The 21922-nt window shown below is 65.1% G+C and carries 19 protein-coding genes; 12 read left to right on the top strand and 7 right to left on the bottom strand.

Annotated features, from left to right (window positions below; genetic code table 11):
• The first annotated feature begins 46 nt into the window (after positions 1–46).
• From urtB to DK926_RS01210, 5 genes are read left to right on the top strand one after another with little or no spacing between them, the layout of a single operon-like run.
• The gene (urtB, locus tag DK926_RS01230) at positions 47–931 is read left to right on the top strand and encodes an urea ABC transporter permease subunit UrtB (protein WP_068429505.1); all 885 of its coding nucleotides are present in this window, start codon (positions 47–49) and stop codon (positions 929–931) included.
• Positions 928–2013, top strand: coding sequence for an urea ABC transporter permease subunit UrtC (gene urtC, locus DK926_RS01225; protein ID WP_114328075.1), 1086 nt, complete (start codon positions 928–930; stop codon positions 2011–2013). The genes urtB and urtC overlap by 4 nt, the downstream gene beginning before the upstream one ends.
• Positions 2010–2840, top strand: coding sequence for an urea ABC transporter ATP-binding protein UrtD (gene urtD, locus DK926_RS01220; protein ID WP_114328073.1), 831 nt, complete (start codon positions 2010–2012; stop codon positions 2838–2840). The genes urtC and urtD overlap by 4 nt, the downstream gene beginning before the upstream one ends.
• A complete protein-coding gene (gene urtE / locus DK926_RS01215) occupies positions 2833–3525 on the top strand; it encodes an urea ABC transporter ATP-binding subunit UrtE (RefSeq protein ID WP_114328071.1) in 693 nt (230 codons plus the stop codon). Before urtD ends, urtE begins: the two co-directional genes overlap by 8 nt.
• Positions 3526–3537: 12 nt before the next feature.
• Entirely contained in the window at positions 3538–4221 is a 684-nt protein-coding gene (locus DK926_RS01210) for a GntR family transcriptional regulator (RefSeq protein WP_114328069.1), read from the top strand.
• A gap of 4 nt (positions 4222–4225) precedes the next feature.
• On the opposite strand, the gene DK926_RS01205 is transcribed toward DK926_RS01210, so the two are convergent.
• A complete protein-coding gene (locus tag DK926_RS01205; RefSeq protein WP_243636613.1) occupies positions 4226–5098 on the bottom strand; it encodes an iron-siderophore ABC transporter substrate-binding protein in 873 nt (290 codons plus the stop codon).
• Positions 5099–5316: 218 nt separating this feature from the next.
• Between DK926_RS01205 and DK926_RS01200 the strand changes: the two genes are divergently transcribed.
• From DK926_RS01200 to DK926_RS01190, 3 genes are read left to right on the top strand one after another with little or no spacing between them, the layout of a single operon-like run.
• Positions 5317–6366: a M48 family metallopeptidase gene (locus tag DK926_RS01200; protein ID WP_114328067.1), complete on the top strand. Its 1050-nt coding sequence runs from the start codon at positions 5317–5319 to the stop codon at positions 6364–6366.
• Positions 6363–6701: an MmcQ/YjbR family DNA-binding protein gene (locus tag DK926_RS01195; RefSeq protein WP_243636578.1), complete on the top strand. Its 339-nt coding sequence runs from the start codon at positions 6363–6365 to the stop codon at positions 6699–6701. The genes DK926_RS01200 and DK926_RS01195 overlap by 4 nt, the downstream gene beginning before the upstream one ends.
• A 23-nt stretch (positions 6702–6724) precedes the next feature.
• Entirely contained in the window at positions 6725–7258 is a 534-nt protein-coding gene (locus tag DK926_RS01190; RefSeq protein ID WP_114328065.1) for a carboxymuconolactone decarboxylase family protein, read from the top strand.
• Positions 7259–7406: 148 nt separating this feature from the next.
• Here the strand turns inward: DK926_RS01190 and DK926_RS01185 are convergent, their stop codons facing one another.
• The 3 genes from DK926_RS01185 to DK926_RS01175 all read right to left on the bottom strand — a co-directional run bounded on the left by DK926_RS01185 (position 7407) and on the right by DK926_RS01175 (position 11866).
• A complete protein-coding gene (locus DK926_RS01185) occupies positions 7407–9599 on the bottom strand; it encodes an HNH endonuclease signature motif containing protein (RefSeq protein WP_243636577.1) in 2193 nt (730 codons plus the stop codon).
• Between the two features lie 144 nt (positions 9600–9743).
• Complete coding sequence (gene lpdA / locus DK926_RS01180) at positions 9744–11147, bottom strand: dihydrolipoyl dehydrogenase (protein WP_114328063.1); 1404 nt, start codon at positions 11145–11147, stop codon at positions 9744–9746.
• Between the two features lie 74 nt (positions 11148–11221).
• Positions 11222–11866, bottom strand: a complete 645-nt coding sequence (locus DK926_RS01175) for a GAP family protein (RefSeq protein ID WP_114328061.1) — start codon at positions 11864–11866, stop codon at positions 11222–11224.
• Between the two features lie 36 nt (positions 11867–11902).
• Here DK926_RS01175 and DK926_RS01170 point away from each other — a divergent pair, with 36 nt between their 5' ends.
• Positions 11903–13933 (top strand): prolyl oligopeptidase family serine peptidase, encoded by a 2031-nt coding sequence (locus tag DK926_RS01170; RefSeq protein WP_114328059.1) that lies wholly within the window; start codon positions 11903–11905, stop codon positions 13931–13933.
• Here the strand turns inward: DK926_RS01170 and DK926_RS01165 are convergent.
• From DK926_RS01165 to DK926_RS26535, 3 genes are all read right to left on the bottom strand, one after another.
• Positions 13923–14762: an alpha/beta fold hydrolase gene (locus DK926_RS01165; protein WP_068422314.1), complete on the bottom strand. Its 840-nt coding sequence runs from the start codon at positions 14760–14762 to the stop codon at positions 13923–13925. The genes DK926_RS01170 and DK926_RS01165 overlap by 11 nt on opposite strands.
• A gap of 697 nt (positions 14763–15459) precedes the next feature.
• Positions 15460–16371 (bottom strand): polyphosphate kinase 2, encoded by a 912-nt coding sequence (gene ppk2, locus DK926_RS01160; protein ID WP_068422188.1) that lies wholly within the window; start codon positions 16369–16371, stop codon positions 15460–15462.
• A 108-nt stretch (positions 16372–16479) separates the two neighbouring features.
• Entirely contained in the window at positions 16480–16620 is a 141-nt protein-coding gene (locus tag DK926_RS26535) for a hypothetical protein (RefSeq protein ID WP_157105213.1), read from the bottom strand.
• A 203-nt stretch (positions 16621–16823) separates the two neighbouring features.
• Here DK926_RS26535 and DK926_RS01155 point away from each other — a divergent pair, with 203 nt between their 5' ends.
• From DK926_RS01155 to DK926_RS01145, 3 genes are all read left to right on the top strand, one after another.
• Positions 16824–17027 carry a PspC domain-containing protein gene (locus DK926_RS01155; RefSeq protein WP_068422182.1) on the top strand — a complete coding sequence of 68 codons (204 nt, stop codon included), beginning with the start codon at positions 16824–16826 and terminating at the stop codon, positions 17025–17027.
• A gap of 60 nt (positions 17028–17087) precedes the next feature.
• Positions 17088–20357 carry a BTAD domain-containing putative transcriptional regulator gene (locus tag DK926_RS01150; RefSeq protein ID WP_165839477.1) on the top strand — a complete coding sequence of 1090 codons (3270 nt, stop codon included), beginning with the start codon at positions 17088–17090 and terminating at the stop codon, positions 20355–20357.
• 162 nt (positions 20358–20519) lie between these two features.
• Complete coding sequence (locus DK926_RS01145; protein ID WP_114328055.1) at positions 20520–21884, top strand: FAD-binding oxidoreductase; 1365 nt, start codon at positions 20520–20522, stop codon at positions 21882–21884.
• The last annotated feature ends 38 nt before the right edge of the window (positions 21885–21922 follow it).

Below are 21922 nucleotides of genomic sequence, written 5' to 3'. Positions count from 1 at the left end.
ATTCGCGCGCACGTGCGGCGAAGCCGCCTCCCCGAAGGAGCCACACATGGATGTCGTTGTCGGGCAGCTGTTCACCGGCCTGTCGATCGGTTCTATCCTCTTGCTCGCCGCACTGGGACTGTCGCTGACGTTCGGCCAGATGGGCGTCATCAACATGGCACATGGTGAGTTCATCATGGCCGGTTCGTACACCGCGTACGTCGTACAGCAAGTCATCTCCGCCGGCGGTGCGTCGCTGTTCATCTCGTTGATCGTCGGATTCCTCGTCGGCGGCGCCATGGGCGTTCTGCTCGAGGTCACGTTGATCCGACGCATGTATCACCGTCCGTTGGACACGCTGCTCGTCACGTTCGGCGTCGGATTGATTCTTCAGCAGCTCGCCCGGGACATCTTCGGTGCTCCTGCCGTCAACGTCGTCTCGCCCGGCTGGCTGTCGGGCGGCGTCGACATCCTGGGGGCCGTCGTCCCGAAGACCCGCATCTTCATTCTCGTCCTCGCCGTCGTGTGCGTCGTCGCACTGTCGTTCGCACTCAAGACCACCCCGATGGGTCGACGCATCCGCGCGGTCGTCCAGAACCGCGATCTCGCGGAGACGTCGGGCATCTCCAGCCGTACGACGGACATCTCGACGTTCTTCATCGGCTCCGGCCTCGCCGGTATCGCGGGTGTCGCACTGACTCTCATCGGATCGACGAGTTCGACTGTCGGACAAAGCTATCTGATCGACGCGTTCCTCGTGGTCGTCGTCGGCGGCCTCGGCCAGATCAAGGGCGCGGTGATCGCCGCGTTCACCCTCGGCATCGTCAACTCGTTCATCGAGTACAACACGACGGCCTCGATCGCCAAGGTCGTCCTGTTCGTCCTCATCGTGATCTTCCTCCAGGTCCGCCCCCAGGGACTGTTCGCGGTCAAGACAAGGAGTTTGGTGTGAGTACCTTCGTCCAGAAACGTGGCGCCTGGCTGGGGTTCGCCGTCGCCGCCATTCTCCTGTTCGCCGTCGCTCCCGCTGTCCTCAGCGACTTCCGACTGAACCTGCTCGGCAAGTTCATCTGTTACGCGATCGTCGCCGTCGGCATCGGATTGGCCTGGGGCCGAGGCGGAATGCTGACGCTCGGCCAGGGCGTCTTCTTCGGCCTCGGCGCGTACATCATGGCGATGCACCTGAAGATCGCCGACGCCGACCTTCGCGGTGACGCAGTGCCGGACTTCATGTCCATCGCGGGCATCCGCGAACTGCCGTCGTACTGGGTTCCGTTCCAGTCGCCACTGGTGACCATCCTCGGAATCCTCTTCGTTCCCGGTCTGGTCGCGCTCGTCCTCGGACTCGGTGTGTTCAAGCGTCGCGTCAAGGGCGCGTACTTCGCGATCCTGAGCCAGGCACTCGCCGCCGCGTTCGCCATCCTCCTCATCGGGCAGCAGAGCACCGGAGGTTCGAACGGTCTCAACCGTTTCCGCACTTTCTTCGGATTCAATCTCAATGATCCGGCCAACAAGCAGATGCTGTTCTTCATCGCGGCGGGTGTGCTGCTCGCAGTCGTCGCGATCACCCGCCAGTTGATGTACTCGCGCTACGGGGAATTGCTCGTCGCGGTCCGCGACCAGGAGGAGCGCGTCCGCTTCCTCGGATACGACCCGGCCAACATCAAGATCGTCGCGTACGTCACCGCGGCATTCTTCGCGGGTCTCGCAGGCGCACTGTTCGTTCCGATCGTCGGCATCGTCTCCCCCAACGACGTCGGTATCGTCCCGTCCATCGCGTTCCTCATCGGCGTCGCGATCGGTGGCCGCACCACGCTGCTCGGCCCCGTCCTCGGCGCGCTCGGTGTCGCGTGGGCACAGACCACGCTGTCCGAGCAGTTTCCGTCCGGGTGGACGTACGCGCAGGGTCTGTTGTTCATCGTCGTCGTCGGATTCTTCCCGGCGGGCGTCGCGGGCTTGTTCGCACTGAGGCGTCGCAAGAAAGCCGACGAAGCATCCGTCGTCGACGTCGAAGAGAAGGAGCTGGTCAAATGATCCACACCGACAGTCACCAGCCGACGTTCGGCGGCAACGCCGGCATGTCGAGCCAGTACCTCGAAGTGCGTGGCCTGACGGTCAGCTTCGACGGCTTCAAGGCCAACACCGACGTGAATCTCACGCTGATGCAGGGTGATCTGCGGTTTCTCATCGGCCCGAACGGCGCAGGCAAGACCACGCTGATCGACGCCATCACCGGGCTGGTTCCGGCGACGGGATCGGTCACGAAGTCGGGCGTCGAGCTGATCGGGAAGAAGGTTCATCAGATCGCACGCCTCGGTGTCGGACGAACGTTCCAGACCGCCAGCATCTTCGAGCAGCTCACCGTCCTGCAGAACCTCGACATCGCGGCCGGCGCCGGGCGGTCATGGTCGACGATGCTGCGCAAGCGCAAGGCCGTCAGCGCCGAGATCGAACAAGCGCTGGAGACGATCGGCCTGAAAGAGCACCGCGACAAGCCCGCCGGAATCCTCGCGCACGGCCAGAAGCAGTGGCTCGAGATCGGAATGTTGTTGGTACAGAACGCCGATGTACTTCTGCTCGACGAGCCCGTCGCCGGCATGAGTCACGAGGAACGCGAGGAAACCGGCGAACTGCTTCGGCGAATCGGCGGTGAGCGCACGGTGGTCGTCGTCGAACACGACATGGATTTCATGCGCGCGTTCGCCACCTCCGTCACCGTTCTCGCGGGTGGTCGTGTTCTCTCCGAGGGCACCGTCGCCGAGGTCCAAGCGGATCCGAAAGTCCAGGAGGTCTATCTCGGCACCGCCGCGGCGGGCGAGGAACTCGACCAGATCGCAGAAGAAGGGGCAGGAGATGCTTGAACTCGTCGACGTACGAACAGGTTACGGCCGCAGCGAAGTGATCCACGGCGCGTCGCTGACCGTCCCCGCCGACGGTGTCGCTGCCGTCATGGGGCACAACGGCGCAGGCAAGACGACGCTTCTGCGCGCTGCGGTCGGCCTGCTGAAGGTCGGCTCCGGCAAGATCATGTTCGACGGGGCCGACGTCACGGCCCTGCGGCCGAGCGCTCGCGTCGCCCGCGGGCTCGCGTACGTCCCCCAGGGGCAACAGTCGTTCGGGCAACTCACCACAGCCGAGAACCTGCAGGTCGTCGCCGACGGCCGTAAGCGCGGCAAAGCCCTGATCGACGAGGCGCTCGACCTGTTCCCGGCACTGAAGGATCTGCTCACCCGTCGCGCAGGGCTGCTGTCCGGTGGGCAGCGACAGCAGCTCGCGATCGCGCGCGCCCTCATCACCGAGCCGAAGATGCTCATTCTCGACGAGCCGACCGAGGGCATTCAGCCGTCCGTCGTCGCCGAGATCGAACGCACCATCCTCAAGCTCACCCGTCGCGGCGGTCTCGGAGTTCTCCTGGTGGAGCAGCACATCGGGTTCGCACTCGAGTCGGCGCAGCAGTACTACATCCTCGAAGCCGGCCGCATCACGTCGTCCGGCACCGGTGGTAGCGACTCCGAGGCCGACGTGCGTGCGGCGATGGCGATCTGATCGCGACTGCCCATGCCACGCAGGGACCTTCGCGAGAAGGTGTATCTCTCGCTGCGACGCGACCTCGTCTCCGGCGCGATCCCGGCAACCGAACGGCTCGGGGAGGAACGACTCGCAGAGCTCTACGGCGTCTCACGTACACCCGTGCGTGAGGCGCTCGCACGGCTTCTGGCCGACGGCCTCGTCATGCGCGGCGACGACGGGCTGTACCCCTATCGCCCGCACGTCGGTGACCTCGCCGACCTGTACGAACTGCGAACGACGTTGGAAATGCAAGGAATCGCGCGCGTCGCCGCCGGGTCGGTCCCACACGACCCGCACATGCTCGGACCGGTCGTCGAACAGTGGAAGCGCTTGCGCACCACGCCGCCCGAACCGGACGTCGACTTCGTCACCCAGGACGAGCTGTTCCACGTCACACTGCTGAGGTCGGCGGGAAACCGAGCACTCGCCGACGCTCTCGAGACGGTCAACGCCCGGATCCGGCCGGTCCGCATGTTCGGCTATGTCGCACGCGACAGTGTCGTCGACACCATCGACGAGCACATCGCCATCGGTGAAGCGGTGTTGGCAGGGAAATTCGACGCGTCCCGGGCATTGTTGTCGTCGCACATCGACCTGTCGCAGAACGTCGTCATCGATCGCGCTACCCAAGCGCTGTCGATGGCGAGATTCGCACTGTCCGTTCAGAATTGACCGTTCAGTTCTGCTCGGTCAGTATCCGGTCGATGTCGTCGAGCACTGCCTGTCCGCCCTTGGGCCCGACGCCGGTGATCCAGAAGGACTGATCGACGGCGTGCGGGTTGGGTAGTGCCGCAGCATTTTCCGTGACCGCCGACGGAATCGCCGCTGGGTCAGCCGGATTCGTCGCGGTGACGACGATCAGATCGGCCCGAGCCTGCGCGGCGAGCTCCGGCGACAGGTCGACGGAGATCTCGTCGGCCCACTCCGGGCGCGGCGGCGTCGTGAAGCCCGCACATTCGAGTGTGCTGCCTGCGAACGACAGCGGACCGTAGAGCGTCAGCTGGTCGTTCCGCGGGCGGATGAGCTGCGCGGTCTTGCCTGCCGTGTCGTGCTTCGCTGCGATGTCGTCGCACCGCTCCGCATAGTCGCCGAGCAGGGCCTCGGCTTCGCCCTCGCGTCCCAGCGTGCGCCCGACGAGACGGACGTTCTCCTGCCACGGATCGGACTGCGACGCCATGTACACCGTCGGTGCAATCGCCGCGAGCTGCTCGTAGTACTCGCCGTGCCGCGTTTCGGTTCCCAGGATCAGGTCGGGCTGCAGCGCAGCGATCGACTCGATCCGCGGTTCGGCGACGGTACCGATCGGCGTGATGTCCGCAGCCTCCGCACCGAGGTACGCGGGCACACCCGTCGTTTCGCTCAGCACCGCGGTTCCCACCGGGATCACCCCGAGTGCGACGGCCGTGTCGAGCTCGACCGGTTCGAGCGTCACGACACGCAGCGGCGACGCAGGTACTTCGGTCGTCCCACGAGCATGGTCGACGACGCGAGTGCTGCTCTCACTGTCGGACTGCGCCTCGCCCGCGTCTGCCGACGAACAGGCCGTCATCAGCGTTGTCATCGCTGCAGTCGCGATGACGATCGCGAATGCTCGTAAGTGCGTTGTCGAACTTGCCACGTTCAATCCTTCGTTCATCGACCGGTTTCGGGATGTAGGTTAGCCTAAGCATTACCCCTGCAGCGCTTCATGCCTGCCGTGCGACGTCTTTACTGATACTTTGAACGACGAATTATGTTCGTTGACACCCGTGACGCTGGGAGAATGGCTTGACGGCAGCACCGGATCGCACGCGCATCGAGTTCCCCGACATCAGTTCTCGGGCGTGGGAACACCCCTCCGACCGAGCAGCGCTGGTCACATTGCGCACGCTCAAGGGCTTCGACACGGTTCTCCGCACACTGTCCGGGCTACTGCAGGAACGTCAGCACCGACTGATGTATCTGGCGACGTCGGTGCGCGTCGACAGCAGACAGTTCAAGGATCTCGACGATCTGCGCGCCGACTGCGTCGAGATTTTCGGCGCCGCCGAGACTCCCGAGATGTTCGTGCTGCAGTCGCCTGCGGTCAACGCGTTCACGATCGGTATGGACCGGCCGTTCATCGTCGTCACGACGGGTCTGCTCGACATCCTCACCTACGAGGAACAGCGATTCGTCGTCGGACACGAACTGGGTCACGCTCTGTCCGGCCATGCTGTGTACCGCACCATTCTCATGCACCTGATGCGTCTGGCCGGAACGATCGGCTGGATCCCGGTGGGCGGCTGGGCACTTCGCGCGATCATCGCCGGACTCATGGAATGGCAACGCAAATCGGAACTTTCGGGTGACCGAGCCGGATTGCTGTGCGGGCAGGACGTGCACACCGCGTTGCGAGTGCAACTCAAACTTGCGGGCGGCGCGCGGATCAGCGAAATCGACATCGACGCGTTCCTCGCGCAGGCAGCCGAGTACGAGGCCAGCGGCGACCTGCGCGATGGCGTGCTGAAGCTGCTCAACATCGAACTGCTGTCGCACCCGTTCTCGGTTCTTCGTGCAGCAGAGCTGAAGAAGTGGGTCGACAGCGGTGAATATGCGGCCGTCCTTCGTGGGGAGTATCCGCGCAAGTCGCAGGACCACGAGGCAAAGGTCGGTGACGAGTTCCGCTCTGCAGCCAAGAGTTACAAGCAGAGCTTCGACACGTCCGAAGACCCGCTGATCAGGACCCTGCGTGACCTCGGCAGTGGTTTCACCGGAGCCGTCGACGCCGTCGGGAACGGAATCGGTGACGTCGCGTCGGACATCAAGAATCGCTTCGATCACTGGCGCAAGTCGTGACGACGTCCGGACGCGTGCACGCGCAATGCGCCGCGCTGCCGGACGCCGAGCTCACCCACCCATTCGGCCCCGAGACATCGGTCTACAAGACCGGCGGGAAGATTTTCGCCGTGCTCGGGGCCGGTGACGACGGCAACGACAGACTGACACTGAAGTGCGCGCCCGAGCACGCGGAGGTGCTCGTCGGCGAACACACGCACATCGTGCCCGGCTATCACATGAACAAGCGTCACTGGGTCACCATTCGGCTCGACGGCGATGTGCCCGACGGTCTCGTCGAGGATCTGATCGACGAGTCACACGCTCTCGTTCACAGGAAACGTGGTGCGCGGTAGGCGTCGCAGGTAGCGTCGGGCCGATGAGCACACCTCGGATTCCGACCGGTTCTTTCAAGCAACTCGGCCCAATCAACTGGGTGTTGTGTCGCGTCCTGTCGAAAGTCGCCGGGACGCCCGATGCGCATCTGTTCAGTACGGTCGGTCGCGCCAAAGGGCTGTTCCGGGGTTGGCTGATCTTCAGTGGTCGAATGATGCCGGGTGGCCGAATTCCGCCCAAGGAAACGGAATTGGTGATCAACCGGATCGCGTATCTGCGCGACTGCGGTTACGAGATGGATCATCACAGCCGTATCGGCCGCCGCTTCGGCGTGACGGCAGAGCTGCTGGCTCTCGTGCACGAGGGTCCGACAGCCGAGGGTCTCAGCCCCAAGCACCGTGTCATTCTTGCCGCGACGGACGAATTGCTCGACACCAAGGATCTGTCCGACCCGACATGGAAGGCACTGTCGCAGGAGTTCGACGAGCGGCAGATGATCGAATTCCTGTTCCTCGTCGCGCAATACGACGGTCTCGCAACGACTATCGGGACCCTGCGCGTGGAACGGGATTTTTGACCGGAGCTCGCTCACCCTGACGTTCCGACGGCACGTCTGTAGGCGGCACACGTCGGGCTTCATGTGTGCCGCTGGGCGCGGATGTAGATGTCGGTCGGCTCAGCTGGGGCGGGCTGTCCTGCAGCGCACCACCCCAGCCGCCGCCGAATCAGGCGGCCGGTGGATCGGCCTCCCCACCAGCCGAACCCGGTCCGTCCGGAGATTCTCTACCGCCCGACACCCCGGCCGCCGGCTGCCCCTCGGATGTTCCCTCATCGGACCGGGTGTCGTGATCGTCGCGAATGTCATCGAAAAGCTCGGGCTCGGGCTGGAGGGGCTCGGGCTGGCAGGTCGCGGACTGAAGGGTCTCGGGCTGGCAGGTAGCGGACTGGAGGGTCTCAGGCTGGACGGTCTCGGGCTGGCAGGCCGCGCGCGTATCCGCCTCGGACACAAGCACACCCGACGCAGGGCTGTCCGGCGCAGGGCTATCCGGCGCGGGCATGTCCGGTAGCGGAACCTCCGGGCAGGGATAGATGTACTCGTTCGGGTGATGAAAATGATTGACCCGCCCCCTCCGGCTCGGATCGATCGACGCCGGCGCATGCCACAACGTACGCCCCGCATACCGATGCCCAGGACCAGCCTTCGTCGTCGCCCACCCATGCTCCCCGGACCCGACAAGCCGATGATGCTGATCGCAGCCGAACGTCAAATCCTCGATATCGGTATTACCGCCATCAGCCCACTCACGCACGTGATGCACCTGCGACCACGTCGCCGGACGAGTACAACCAGGAAAACTGCACCCACGATCCGCCGCGATCAACACGATCCGCTGATCCTCCGACGCAATCCGCTTGGTCCGCCGCAACTGCAACGGCCGCTCCTGTTCATCGAACAACACCAGATAGTGATGCGCGTGCGAGGCCATCCGAATGGCATCCCGCATCTTCACCAACGACCCCGTCGCCGTCACCGCATGACCAGTACCAGCCTCGAGATCCTTCCACGACATCGACACCACCGCCGTCACCGGCAACCCCCGATGCCGACCCATCTGCCCCGACGCCAACATCTGCCGAAACACCATCTTCACCGCATCATGCTGACGCCGACCCCTACCCCGCCGATCCCGACCCGCCCGCTCAGACTCCTCAGCCTCAGCGCTCCCCGCAGCAGCCTCAGCGCTCCCCGCAGCAGCCTCACCGTTCACCGCAGCAGCGTCATCCTCAGCATCCGCCCCAGTTTCGGCCTCGGCGACCGGCGGCTCGAACAAGCTCGACTCCGCACCGGCCGAATCCGGCTCAGTTACTGCACCATTCGACTCCGGGCTGTCCGTGTCGGTAGTGGCATCGCCGTCGCTCACGGGATCATCAGCATCATCGACCACCGGCGAAATATCGGCACTGTTGCACTGCCCCGGCTTGGCCCACTTGGCCAACACTGCCTCCAAATACGCCCGGAACTCCGCATCGACAACCATCCGCACCTTCGACAACCCATCCGGGCCCTGCTCGTCCAACCGCACATAACAGCGATCGGCCACCCGCTCCGGACTCTCGTCCTCCCCATCCGGATCGAGCACGTCATACAACCGGCCCGCCGCCGCCTTGAAATGATCCGGACCCAAATCCCGTGCCAACTGGGCCAATTGCCCCTCCGCACGCTCCCGAGTCTCGATATCGACCTTCTGCCCCAGCCGGCGAAAGAATTTCCGCACGATCTGCTGATGCTCCTCCCCGATCACCCCGTCCTCACCAGCCCGCGAGGTATTCGGCAACAAGGGCTCCAACCGTTCCCCCGTCATCGACGTCCGCTCCCCGAACTCCTTCGCCAACAACACCCGCTGCCCCGCCGCCTCACGCGAAATCCGCAGCAACACCGCCAACGCCTCTGGCGTCGACCCCCATATCTCGTCCAACCCACCCCCGCCGATCAGATCCGCGATCCAGGTATGGCCGTAGGAGAACAACATTCGTTGCACCACCTCCACCCGCACCAACAACGCGCGCCGATCCGCATCGCCCATCCCGAACGTCTGCACCCGACCAAGCAACTCCGCAGCCGACTCCAACGACTCCAGCACCGACGCCAAGAACGCAGGCCCGATCACCGGCACACCACCACCAGCCGCGGAGCCCCCACCAGCATCAGCGCCCGATCGATCACCACCGCCGACACCATCCGGAAACGACACACCCTCCGCCTCCGCGTCGGACACATACCACTCCGGCACCGACGGCACCTCCGACGACCAATCAACGCCCCCACCAACAACATTCACCGAAACCGCCCCCATCGACTCGTCCCCCACGACTATGAGCCACACCATAGCCGCACCCACCGACAAGATGTAGAACACCAGTTCGAGTGACCGTAACCAGCAGCGCCACAATCGGTTACGGATTCAACTGTTGGATCACTGCCCATGCGCTTCGGACGCCCCCAGAAAACACGAACGGCGACAACCACCGAAGTGGTTGTCGCCGTTCGCAGAAGAGCTTGATCAGAAGTTGATCATGTGTCCCGCGAGACCGTGGATCGCTTCCTGCAGAGCCTCCGACAACGTCGGGTGCGTGTGGACGTTGCGCGCCAACTCGTTGACCGTCAGGTCCCACTTCTGCGCCAACGTGAGCTCGGGCAGCAGCTCGGAGACATCGGGGCCGATGAGGTGTCCGCCGATGAGCTCGCCGTACTGGTTGTCCGAGATCAGCTTGACGAAGCCGGTGGCGTCACCGAGTCCGTGTGCCTTGCCGTTGGCGGCGAACGGGAAGTTCGCGACCTTGATGTCACGACCCTCGGCGCGAGCCTGTTCCTCGGTCAGACCGAAGCTGGCGACCTGCGGCTGGCAGAACGTCGCGCGCGGCATCATGCGGTAATCGTCGATCGGCAGCGTCTCGGCTCCACCGATCGTCTCCGCTGCGACGACGCCCTGCGCCTCCGCGACATGCGCGAGCTGCAGCTTGGCTGTCACGTCGCCGATGGCGTAGATGTGCGGCACGTTGGTCTGCATGGTCGAGGTGATGCCGATGGCACCGCGGTCGGTCAGCGCGACGCCGGTGTTCTCGAGACCGTAGCCCTCCACGCGCGGCGCGAAGCCGACGGACTGCATGACCTTGTCGACGGTGACGGTCTCGACGTCACCGGACTTGTTGTTCTTGATCGACACGGTCACCTTGGAGCCGTCGTCGTCGATCGACTGCACGGCAGCGCCGGTCATCACCTTCACGCCGAGCTTCTTGTACTGCTTCTCGATTTCCTTCGAGACGTCGGCGTCCTCGTTGGGGAGCGCGCGATCGAGGAACTCGACGATGGTGACGTCGACTCCGTAGTTCTTCAGGACGTAGCCGAACTCCATGCCGATGGCGCCCGCACCGACGATGAGGATCGATCCGGGCAGGTCCCGGGTCATGATCTGCTCTTCGTAGGTGACGACGTTCTTGCTCAGCTCGGTGCCGGGCAGCAGCTTGGTGGTGCTACCGGTGGCGATGATCGCGTTGTCGAACGTGACCGTCTCCGTGCCGCCCTTGCTGAGCTCGACCTCGATCGTGTTGGCGTCGGTGAACGTACCGAGGCCGTCGTACTCGGGGATCTTGTTCTTCTTCATCAAGAAGTGGATGCCCTTGACGCGTCCCTCGGCCACCTTGCGGCTGCGGTCGAATGCGGCACCGAAGTCGAAGCTCGCCTCTCCCGAGATACCGAAGAGCTTGGCCTCTTTGGTGAACAGGTGCGCCAGCTCGGCGTTACGGAGAAGAGCCTTCGACGGGATGCAGCCGACGTTCAGGCACACACCACCCCAGTACTTCTTCTCGATGATGGCGGTGCTCAGGCCCAGTTGTGCCGCGCGGATAGCAGCGACGTACCCACCGGGGCCGGCTCCGAGGACAACGACGTCATAGTGTGAGGTCACGAGTCCCCAGGGTAGTCCCGTCGTGTATCACTGTCTCGAGATGGTCCCGTTACTCACGGGTAGCCCCCACGACCTCATACCGACATTCCACCTTTGACGATCAACACCACCGACACCGTACCGAGCACCACGGAGATGATCGTCGAACTGTGCTTGACAAGCCATTCCCGCCAGGACCGTTGCATCGCTTCGGCTTTCGCGCCTGCCATCGCGAGCACGACCAGCGGTGCGACGACTCCGAGCGTCGCGACCAGCACCCAGAGGACGGCGGCACCGACCGCTTCGGGTCCGTGCAGTTCGAGCAGCGTCAACTCCGCGACCGCGACGGTCACCAACGCGTAGTTCGGCACCCACAATCCGAGCAGGAACGCCGCGACGACGCCGACGCGGTCGAGCGCGCTGAGCCATTTCGGTGTCGTCGGTTCGTGTCGTCGCCGACGAATCCAGAGCACGAGTACGAACAGCGCAAGCAGGAACCCGACGACCAGTTCGACCCACGCCACGAGATGTCCGGTGGACTTCGCTCGCGGACCGGGAGGCAGCAACGTCGCAGCGAGAATCATGACGACAGCCAGGGCGAGAACGTATCCGGCCGCATACGCGGCGACTTTCACCGGGCCGCGATCGGTGGCCGCGAGGAGGAACGCGGGCACGAGGGACCACGGCCACACCATGACGACCAGACCCACGAGTGCGAACGTCAGCGCATGGCCCGTCATCTTCGGAGACAGTACTCGCGCAGGTAGAAATGACGCATGAGCAACACCGAAGACCCGTACCTGTGGCTAGAGAAGGTCACCGACGACGCGGCCCTGGACTGGGTGCGCACCCGCAACGCGGCAACCACCGAGTTCATGAAGAGCGACGAGTTCGACGCCATCGAGGCGCGCGTTCGCGAAGTCTTCGACACCGACGCCCGCATTCCGTACGCGCGTCGCCGCGGCGATTATCTCTACAACTTCTGGCGCGACGCGACCCACGTGCGCGGGCTGTGGCGTCGGACCACGATGGAGGAGTACCGCAAGGACTCCCCCGAATGGGACGTCCTGCTCGACCTCGATGCCGTCGCCGACGCCGAAGGCGAGAACTGGGTCTGGAGCGGCGCGCAGGTTCTGCGCCCGGACCAGAAGATTGCGCTGGTGACGCTGTCTCGCGGCGGCGCCGACGCGACCGTCGTGCGTGAATTCGACCTGGAGACAAGGGCTTTCCGCAACGCGGACGACGGCGGCTACTACGTCGCCGAAGCGAAGACCGACATCGGTTACATCGATTCCGACGCCGTCTACATCGGTACCGATTTCGGCGACGGCTCGCTCACCGACTCCGGGTACCCGCGGATCGCGAAGCGGTGGCAGCGCGGCACCGAACTGTCCGAGGCGACGACCGTGTTCGAGGGCAAGCCGTCGGACATCTCGATCTCTGCATGGCACGACCGGACTCCCGGATTCGAACGCGACTTCGTCCAGCGCGCCACCGACTTCTACAACGCCGAGCTCTACGTGCTGAAGAGCGACGAACTCGTCCTCGTCGACGTGCCGACGGACGCGACGGCGTCTATCCACAAGGATTGGCTGCTCGTCCGCACGATGACGGACTGGACCGTCGGCGACACGACGTACTCGGCGGGCGCACTGCTCGCCACGAACTTCGACGCGTTCGTGCGCGGTGGACGTGATCTGACGGTCCTGTTCGCGCCGGACGAGCACCGCTCGCTGCATCAGTGGGCGTGGACCGAGAATCACCTGCTGGTCGTCACGCTCGTCGACGTCGCCACCGAGGTACGGGTCTACACGCCGGGCGACGACGGCTGGAGCGACCGACCGATGACCGGTCTGCCCGAGCTGACGTCGATCGAGATCGTCGGCACGGATTCGGAGGAGAACGGCGACGAGTTCTTCCTGTCGTCGAGCGGCTACCTCACGCCCGCGACGCTGCTGTACGGCACGGTCGGGGGAGAAATCGAGGCGCTGAAGCAGGCGCCGTCCTTTTTCGACACCACCGGTTTGGCCGTCGCCCAGCATTTTGCGACGTCCGACGACGGCACGAAAATTCCATACTTCGTCGTGCGCCGCGACAATGCAGCGCCAGGACCTACCCTGCTCTACGGCTACGGCGGCTTCGAGATCTCGATGACGCCGTCGTACAGCGGCGCGACGGGCCTCGCATGGCTGGAACGAGGCGGCACGTACGTCGTCGCCAATATCCGCGGTGGCGGTGAGTACGGCCCCGAGTGGCACACACAGGTCCTGCGCGCCGGTCGGCACAAGGTCCACGAAGACTTCGCGGCTGTCGCCCGGGATCTCGTCGAACGTGGCATCACGACGCATCGGCAGCTCGGCGCCCAGGGCGGCAGCAACGGCGGTCTGCTGATGGGCATCATGCTGACGAAGTACCCCGAGCTGTTCGGAGCCATCGTCTGCCAGGTGCCGCTACTGGACATGAAGCGCTACCACCTGCTGCTGGCCGGAGCATCGTGGGTGGCCGAGTACGGCAACCCCGACGATCCCGACGAGTGGGCGTTCATCTCCGAATACTCGCCCTACCAGGACGTCGTCGGACCCGAGGACAAGAAATATCCGCCGATCCTGATCGCGACGTCGACGCGGGACGACCGGGTCCATCCCGGCCACGCCCGCAAGATGGCCGCACGCCTCGAGGAGGTGGGCCAGGACGTTCGCTACTTCGAGAACATCGAGGGCGGCCACGGCGGTGCCGCAGACAACGCTCAGATGGCGTTCAAGACGACGCTCGCGTTTCAGTTCCTGTGGACGACCCTCAACGCTTGAACCACTCGACCACCTCGGCGACGACCGAGCCCGGCTGACGGATCCATTCGATATGACCACGCGGTGACTCCAGATGCCGTGTGGTGATATCGGCGCGCGGAAACTTCTGCAGCAGGTTGTCCATGGAACTCCGGGGGGCCATGTCGTCGCCGGCCAGCGTGACGGCGAGGATCGGCAGCTTCAGCCTGCCGATCCTCTCCTCGTAGTCGATGTCGGCGCCCGACGGCTCGATCCTGCCGGTGCGTGCGAACCGCGACCAGTCGTCGATCAACACCTTCGACTGACGGCCGAAGCCGCCGATGTCGATACGATCCCCTGGCCAGAAACCCGCGATGCTGCTGGTCAGCGACATGGCCGCCGCACCGACGAACAGCGAAGCACCTCGCGCGACGCCGAAACCGCGGTGGTACGGCGATCCCGATGCCACCAGGATCAAGCCGCCGAGACGGCCACGGATGCGCGACGCGTACAGTGACGCGAGTTGCCCGCCCATGCTGTGGCCGAGCGCGTACGGCGTCGCGTCGGGAAATCGCTCCCGGACCACTTCGAAGACCGCGGGGAAATCGACCGAGACGAGTTCCTGATAGCCGTACCTGCTGGCGCTGCTGGGCTTGGGCCTACTGTCACCCTGGCCACGTAGATCGGCGAGCGCGACGTGCATGCCCTCGTCCGCCAGCCGCTCGGCGAACAGCTGGTAGTAGCCGGCCGGGATACCGAGACCCGGCAGCACGACGACGACGGGAACATCCCACTTGGGAGGGACTGCGGACTCGAACAGTCTTACCGGGACGACGTCGCCGCCGGGCATCTGAATCGGAACGGTCTCCACGACCGCCAAGACTAAGGCCTACACGAACGAACGTCGGCCGGGGCCAACCTGTGCGGTTGGCCCCGGCCGACGTAGGAGGCTTGAAGCAGACGTTGACTCAGCCCGCTGGCGTCTCGGGTGCTTCTGCGCTGCCGGAGAACAGCAATGCGAGCAGGGCGAGCAGGCCGGAGGTGTCGAGTTCGCTGGACATGAAATGAGCTCCTTCTATTCGAGGGTTCTATTCCGATGGAGTGACGATCACGAAACAATCACTGCCACTTACGTTTCTATCAAGCGAATCGAAACTCCGCCAGGGGATCGGCGATAAAAGTCCAAAAGCAGCAAAGCGTCGACCAAACCAGAAAACAGCTTCTACAAAAATGAACGAGGCGCCGCGACTCGAGTGAGTCGCGGCGCCTCGTTCGAACCTGGCCGGAGCCCTATCAGGCAGCGCTGCCCGAGGTCAGAGCACCGACGATCTGGTCGACGATTGCGTCGACGATTCCGTCGTAGACGCCGGAAACGATGTCACCAAGGAAGGTTGCTGCGGAACCCATGAATTACTCCTCCAGTCGAACTGCTCGGTCGCCACGTCACGACCCTCCTCCTTCTTACCTCATATGCATCGACGAGGTAACAGCGGGACCATGAAATCGGGAAATAAACCTGATTTGCCGACATTTCGACGACGGATTCGCGGCGACCGGTTAGGAGAGGATCATTCTCCGATCACGTCACGCGCACGTCCGACCAACAACGGGTCTGTTTCCCCGACGACTTCCTGATCCTTGTTTGCGTAATCGAACTTGTTCAGAACGAAGCGCATCGCGTTGAGCCGGGCGCGCTTCTTGTCGTTGCTCTTCACGATGGTCCAGGGTGCGACGTCGGTATCGGTGGCACGGAAGTTCTCCTCCTTCGCCGCCGTGTAGGCATCCCACTTGTCCAGCGAGGCCAGGTCCATCGGCGACAGCTTCCACTGCCGGACCGGGTCGACCTGACGGATGGCGAAGCGCGTGCGCTGCTCGAGCTGGGACACCGAGAACCAGAACTTGGTGAGGCTGATCCCGTCGTCGACGAGCATTTGTTCGAAGAGCGGCGCCTGCCGAACGAATCTCGCATGCTGGTCTTCGTCGCAGAATCCCATCACACGCTCGACGCCTGCACGGTTGTACCAGGAGCGGTCGAACATGACTATCTCGCCGGCAGCGGGAAGGTGCTGAATGTAGCGCTGGAAGTACCACTCCGTGGACTCGCGCGCCGACGGCTTCTCCAGCGCGACGACGCGTGCGCCGCGCGGGTTCATGTGTTCCATGAAGCGCTTGATGGTGCCGCCTTTGCCTGCGGCGTCGCGACCTTCGAACACGATGACGTGGCGTCGGCCGGTCTCCTTGGTCCACATCTGGAGCTTGAGCAGTTCGATCTGAAGCAACCGCTTCTGCATTTCGTACTCGGCGCGGGACATGCGCTCGTCGTAGGGATAACCCTCGCGCCAGGTGTCGACGACTCGCCCGTCGGGGACCGTCAGCAGGATGGGATCGTCGTCGTCGCTGTCGTCGACGACGAAACCGCTGGTATCCGTGAGGTCCACGGCTGCGTCGAGATTGCCGACCGAGCTGAAATCGTGAGTCATGGGCCGAAAGCTAGCCCCCGGCGGCAACAAGATGGTGACAAGAAGGTGAACTCGCCTCGTGCGCCCTCTGCGGTTTCGCCGGTCACGCAGAAGGCGCACGGAGAGCAATTACGAGCTGGATCCGGCGCTTCCGGTTCCGTCTCCGAGGAGGCCGCTGAGGATAGCGCCCAGGCCTGCGCCTGCAGCAGCGTCGTCGCCCGTGCCGCCGAGAAGTCCGCCGAGCACTGCGCCGAGGAGAGTTCCGAGCATGAGAAAAGTCCTTTCGAAGGTGATGAGCAGTCGAACGAGCACACACTATCCGGCGAAACCCGCTGCGTCCTAGCTGGTTTCGGAAAAAGGCCGTACGGTTGTTTCGGGCCGGATTCCATGCTTACGGTCGGTGAAGACTTCGGGGTCGAGATGGGGGAAATTCCCGATGTGCCGGGAGGTCTCCGCCGAGCAGACTCTTATCCATGACATACACCAACGCCCCGAAAGAGTTCGTCCGCTCCGATTCGCAGAAGATGGTCGCCGGTGTCTGCGGCGGCGTCGCCGAGTACTTCGGCATCGACGTCAATCTCGTTCGCGTGCTGACGGTGATCGGCGCCTTCGTGTCCTTCGGCACCGTCGCCCTCGTCTACCTCGCGGCCTGGATGCTCATGCCCGAGCGATCCTGAGGTGCCCGCGGGCGAACTGCTGGGCGCCCCGGGATGGATGCCGTTAACCTACCGATCATCATGATTCAGCCAGCAGTGACGATTCGCGCCTTCGGGCCGATCCGTGCGGACGTCGACGGGCGGCCCGTCTCGTTGGGCAGCCGCGGCCAGCGCACCGTGCTCACGCGCCTGGTACTGGCGCGTCGACGCGTCGTCAGCACGGACCTACTGATCGAGGATCTGTGGGCGGGCGATCCGCCGCCGAGGGCGCTCGGCGCGCTGCAGGTGCACGTCTCGAATCTGCGGCGCGTGCTCGAACCGAACCGTCCGCCGCGCTCGCCCGCGACCGTGCTGATCAGCGCGCCTCCGGGATACGCGCTGACCCTGCCCGACGAGGCCGTCGACGTCTGGCAGTTCGAGCATCTCGTCGACCGGACCGACCACTACACCGACGCGTTGGCCCTGTGGACCGACGGCCCGTATCGGGAGGTTTCCGACGCCGCATGGGCCGCGTCGGAAGTCACCCGACTCGAAGATCTCCGTCGCACCGCGGTCGAACGCCGAGCCGCCGACATGATCGCCCGCGGCAACCACGCTGCCGTCGTCAGCGATCTCGAATCCGTGATCGCCCTCGCGCCCGACCGGGAGGAATCCGTCCGACTCCTCGCCCTCGCGCTGTACCGAGGCGGCAGGCAATCCGACGCGCTCGCCGTGCTCCGGCGTTCCCGCGACTATCTGGCCGACGAGTTCGGGATCGATCCCGACCCGACACTTCGCACCCTGGAATCGGACATCCTGGCGCACAGCGTGGACGAGGTGCAGGTCGAGGAGGTTCATGCCGTCGTCTCGCCGGTCGTTCCCGCTGAACGCTCGACCTCGCAGGCCGATCCGGAGGTCGCCAACGGTCGACCGGACGATCTCGCGGCGCTCGTCGCGGCAGCGGACACGGCGGCCGCGTCGGGACTCGGGATCGCGTGGATCGGCGGCGAGGCAGGCGAAGGCAAGAGCACGTTGGCGTCGATGCTGAGTGCCGAACTGCGGCAACGACAGTGGAAGATCGGCTGGGGTCGCTGCCCCGAGGTCGACGGCGCCCCTCCCGGGTGGGCGTGGAGCGAGATCCTGCAGTCGCTCGCGAACGTCGCGGGCATGGACGACGACATCCGCGACAAGCTGGCCCCGATCCTTCCACGTTCATCGGAAATCGATACAGCACAACCATTCTGGCTCGGTAAATGGGTTGCGGACTACCTCTGCCGACTCGCCGAGTCGTCGCCCGTTCTCGTGGTCCTCGACGACGTCCACCGCGGTGACGCTTTGACGCTGTCGGTGCTGCGGCAAGTCGCGACGGACGCACGCGGGGCACACATCCTGATCGTCGCAACGTACCGATCGTCGGAGATCACCGAAGATCTCACGTCCGCGTGGGCGACGCTGCTCGACGTGCCGAGCACACGACTCGAACTCGCGGGCTTGCCGCCGGACCGAATGGCTGCCGTCGCAGCTGATTTCGGTCTTGCCGATCCGAGTCCGGACACACTGGCACTGCTCGCGACGCGCACCGAAGGCAACCCGCTGTTCCTGCGCGAGCTCGTCCGCCTCATCGTGTCCGAAGGCGCGCCTGCCGCACGCGAAGCCATCCCGACCGGCATCGGAGAAGTATTGCGCCGCAGGCTTTCCCGGCTTCCCGAGCACACGGTCACCACCCTGCGACGGCTGTCCGTACTCGGCCGCGAATCCGACCTCGACACACTCCTCGAGATGACCAAGGTCGACGAAGACCAACTGCTCGACGATCTCGAACCCGCGGTGCTGGCAGGCTTGTTGACCGAACGCGCCGTCGATCGACTGCAGTTCACCCACGCACTCGTCCGCGACACGCTGTACCTCGACCTGCCCAAGTTGCGACGCAGGCGACTGCACGCGCAGGCGTATTCGGTGCTGCGCGATCGCGTGCCGGAAGATCTCGCCCTCCTCGCGCATCACGCCGCACTCGGCGCGACCTCGACGACAGCCATCGAGTCGACGCACGTCATCGCCGCCGCCGCGCACCGAGCGGAGTCACTGTCGTCGCACAAAGATGCTCTCTCGCTATGGAATTCCGCACTGGAGACGCTCGATCTCGACCCGATGGCACCGGCCACCGAACGACTCGCCCTGCTGATCAGGGTCGTCGCATCGCTCGCACGGGCGGCGAACACCCGGGAAGCACGGGTGCGTCGGCAAGAGGCGATCGACATCGCGTGGGCACTCGACGACCGTCGCGCGCTGCTCGACGCCGTGACGTCGTGGCGCGCACCCGTCATCTGGCACATTCGCGAAGGCATCGCCGACGAGGGAATTCTGCGCCACGTGAACGCGCTTCTCGCCGATCCCGATGTGGGAGAAGCCGATCGGACTCGTCTCCTGGTCACGTCGGTGTTCGAGATCGAAGGTCTCGACTCCGCGACCGCCAGCAAACAGGCCGTCGACGCGGTCGCACTGGCCGAGCGGCTGGGAGACCCCGAACTGCTGTGCCTGGCCTTGAATGCGTTCGGCTACATTGCATTCGGACCCGATCACGACGGCGAACGCGTCGCACGTGCCGAGCAGCTGCTCGCCGTCGCCACCGACATCGGCTCGGCCGAATACCAAGCGCTCGCCCACTTCCAGCTGTTCCTCGCGTGCAACGCCGTCGTCGACCTCGAAGGGGCCCGGTCGCACGTGCGTGACGCCATCCAACTCGCCAGTGGTGCTGCCCTGACACAGTTGCTCGGCGTGTTGACGATCTTCGGTGGCCTCGTCGATGTGCTCGCCGGTCGATACGGAGTCGCCGCCGCCCGCTACGAAGCCGTCGCCGACTACATGGACGAGCAGGGCACGTCGCACGGATTCGAGATCCGCTACATCGGACGCCTGGCAACCGCCATCGCAACCGACTCGTACGACGGCATCCTCGACGACTTCGCGACGCTCGACGGCGACCTCCCCGTCCGCATTCACAACCCGTGGGTGCTGGCGCTGGCACGCAGCGGCAACATGAGCCGTGCACGGGAGATCTGGGCTCGAACCGAGCCGTACCAGCGGGACTACTACTGGCGCGGGATGACGGCCGTGCGAGCGCTCGCTGCCGCCGCCCTGGGCGACACCGACGTGTGCCGCGAGTGCTACGACGAATTGCTGCCGTTCGCAGGCACCTTCGCGGGCGTCGACAGCGGGTCCCTGTACTGCGGTGCCGTCGACTCGGCACTCGCTGCCACCGCCGACGTTCTCGGGATGCACGACGCGGCCGCCGACCATCGCGTCGCCGCCGAGCGTCTCGTTGCGTCGACGAAGAATTTGCTGGCCGATCCTCAGTGGATGGACGCTCGCTGATCGCTGTTCATCCGAACGGGTGAATTTGCGTTCTTCCGCTGGTCCAGCCCGGCGTCGACCCCGATGATCGACTCGGTCCAAGAGTTCTCCAAGTCGACTGCAATCCCCCGGTGGTCAGCTGTGCTCACACCACACCAGCCCAGAGAAGGACGAGCGAACACGATGACCACCACCGAATCCAACGCCGTACCCACCGAACTGAACCTCGCGACCCGCGGCCTCGTGCTGGAGCCCGGCTCGGCCGACTACGTCGTCGAGGTATCCGGCTTCAACGTCGCCGTCGATCACCAACCGGCCGCGGTCCTCGTCGCAGCCGATGCCGACGACGTCGCCGCAGCAGTGCGCGTCGCCGCGCGGGCCGGGATGAAGATCGCGGTCAAGTGCACCGGCCACAGCGCCGTTGCCGCCGGTCCGGACACGATTCTGATCAGCACCCGCGCGCTGGAGACGCTGACGATCGACCATCACGGGCGAACCGCCACGATCGGCGCGGGCGTCGTCTGGCAGCAGGTTCTCGACGCGGCCGCGCCCTACGGCCTCGCCGGACTCGCCGGCTCCTCGACGACCGTCGGCGCTGTCGGATACACCCTCGGAGGCGGACTCAGCCCGATCGCTCGGACGTACGGCTTCGCCGCAGATCACGTCCGCAGCATCGAGGTCGTCACCGCCGACGGAGTCGTGCGCCGAGCGGACGAGCACCAGAACGCCGACCTGTTCTGGGCGTTGCGCGGCGGGGGTGCCGCATTCGGCATCGTGACCGAGATCGTCGTCGACCTGTTCCCGATCCAGACCGTCCTCGGCGGCGGGATCTTCTTCGACATCGCCGACGCTCCTGCCGTCGTCCAGGCGTGGCGGTCGTGGGTTCCGACGCTCCCCGATTCCGTGACGACGTCGGTCGCCGTGCTGCATCTGCCACCCGTCCCGGAACTGCCGGAACCGTTGCGCGGCCGGACCGTCCTGCATCTGCGGTATGCGCACGTCAGCTCGACCGAGGACGGGTACGCCCTGCTGGCCCCGATGCGAGGCGTCGCTCAGCCGGTCATGGACACCGTCGGCGAGATCCCCTTCGCTGCGATCGCCGCCGTGCACATGGACCCGACCGATCCGATGCCCGCGATGGAACGCGGGCTGCTGCTGACCGAACTCACCGACGACGCGGCCGAAACCTTCCTCGGCGCAGCCGAACTACCGCTCGCCGTCGCCGAACTGCGTGCGATGGGCGGTGCGCTGGGTCGTCGGCCGGCGAGTGCGAATGCCGTCGCCGGACGCGACGCCGCGTTCAACCTGTTCGCCGTCGGTGTCCTCGTCCCGCCGATCGCCGACGCCGTCCCCGCCGCTCTCGACGGGTTCGTCGATCGGTTCGAGCCGTGGAGCTGCGGCGCATTCGTCAACATGGCGGGCGCAGCCACCGGCCTCCCGGCCGACCGGGTGCGCAGCGCATGGTCCGCCGACACCCGGGACCGTCTGGAGTCGATCCGAGCCGAGGTCGATCCGCAGGGAGTCTTCTCGGCGGCCTCGCGCTGGTAGTGCGGCTACGCCGCCCGTGCGCGGAAAGTTGGCCCAGG

The organism is Rhodococcus sp. Eu-32 (assembly GCF_003336925.1).
GTDB classification, from domain to species: domain Bacteria; phylum Actinomycetota; class Actinomycetes; order Mycobacteriales; family Mycobacteriaceae; genus Rhodococcoides; species Rhodococcoides kyotonensis_B.
The sequence above is the reverse complement of the archived record's forward strand: the minus strand, read 5'-3'. Positions and strand labels throughout refer to the sequence as shown.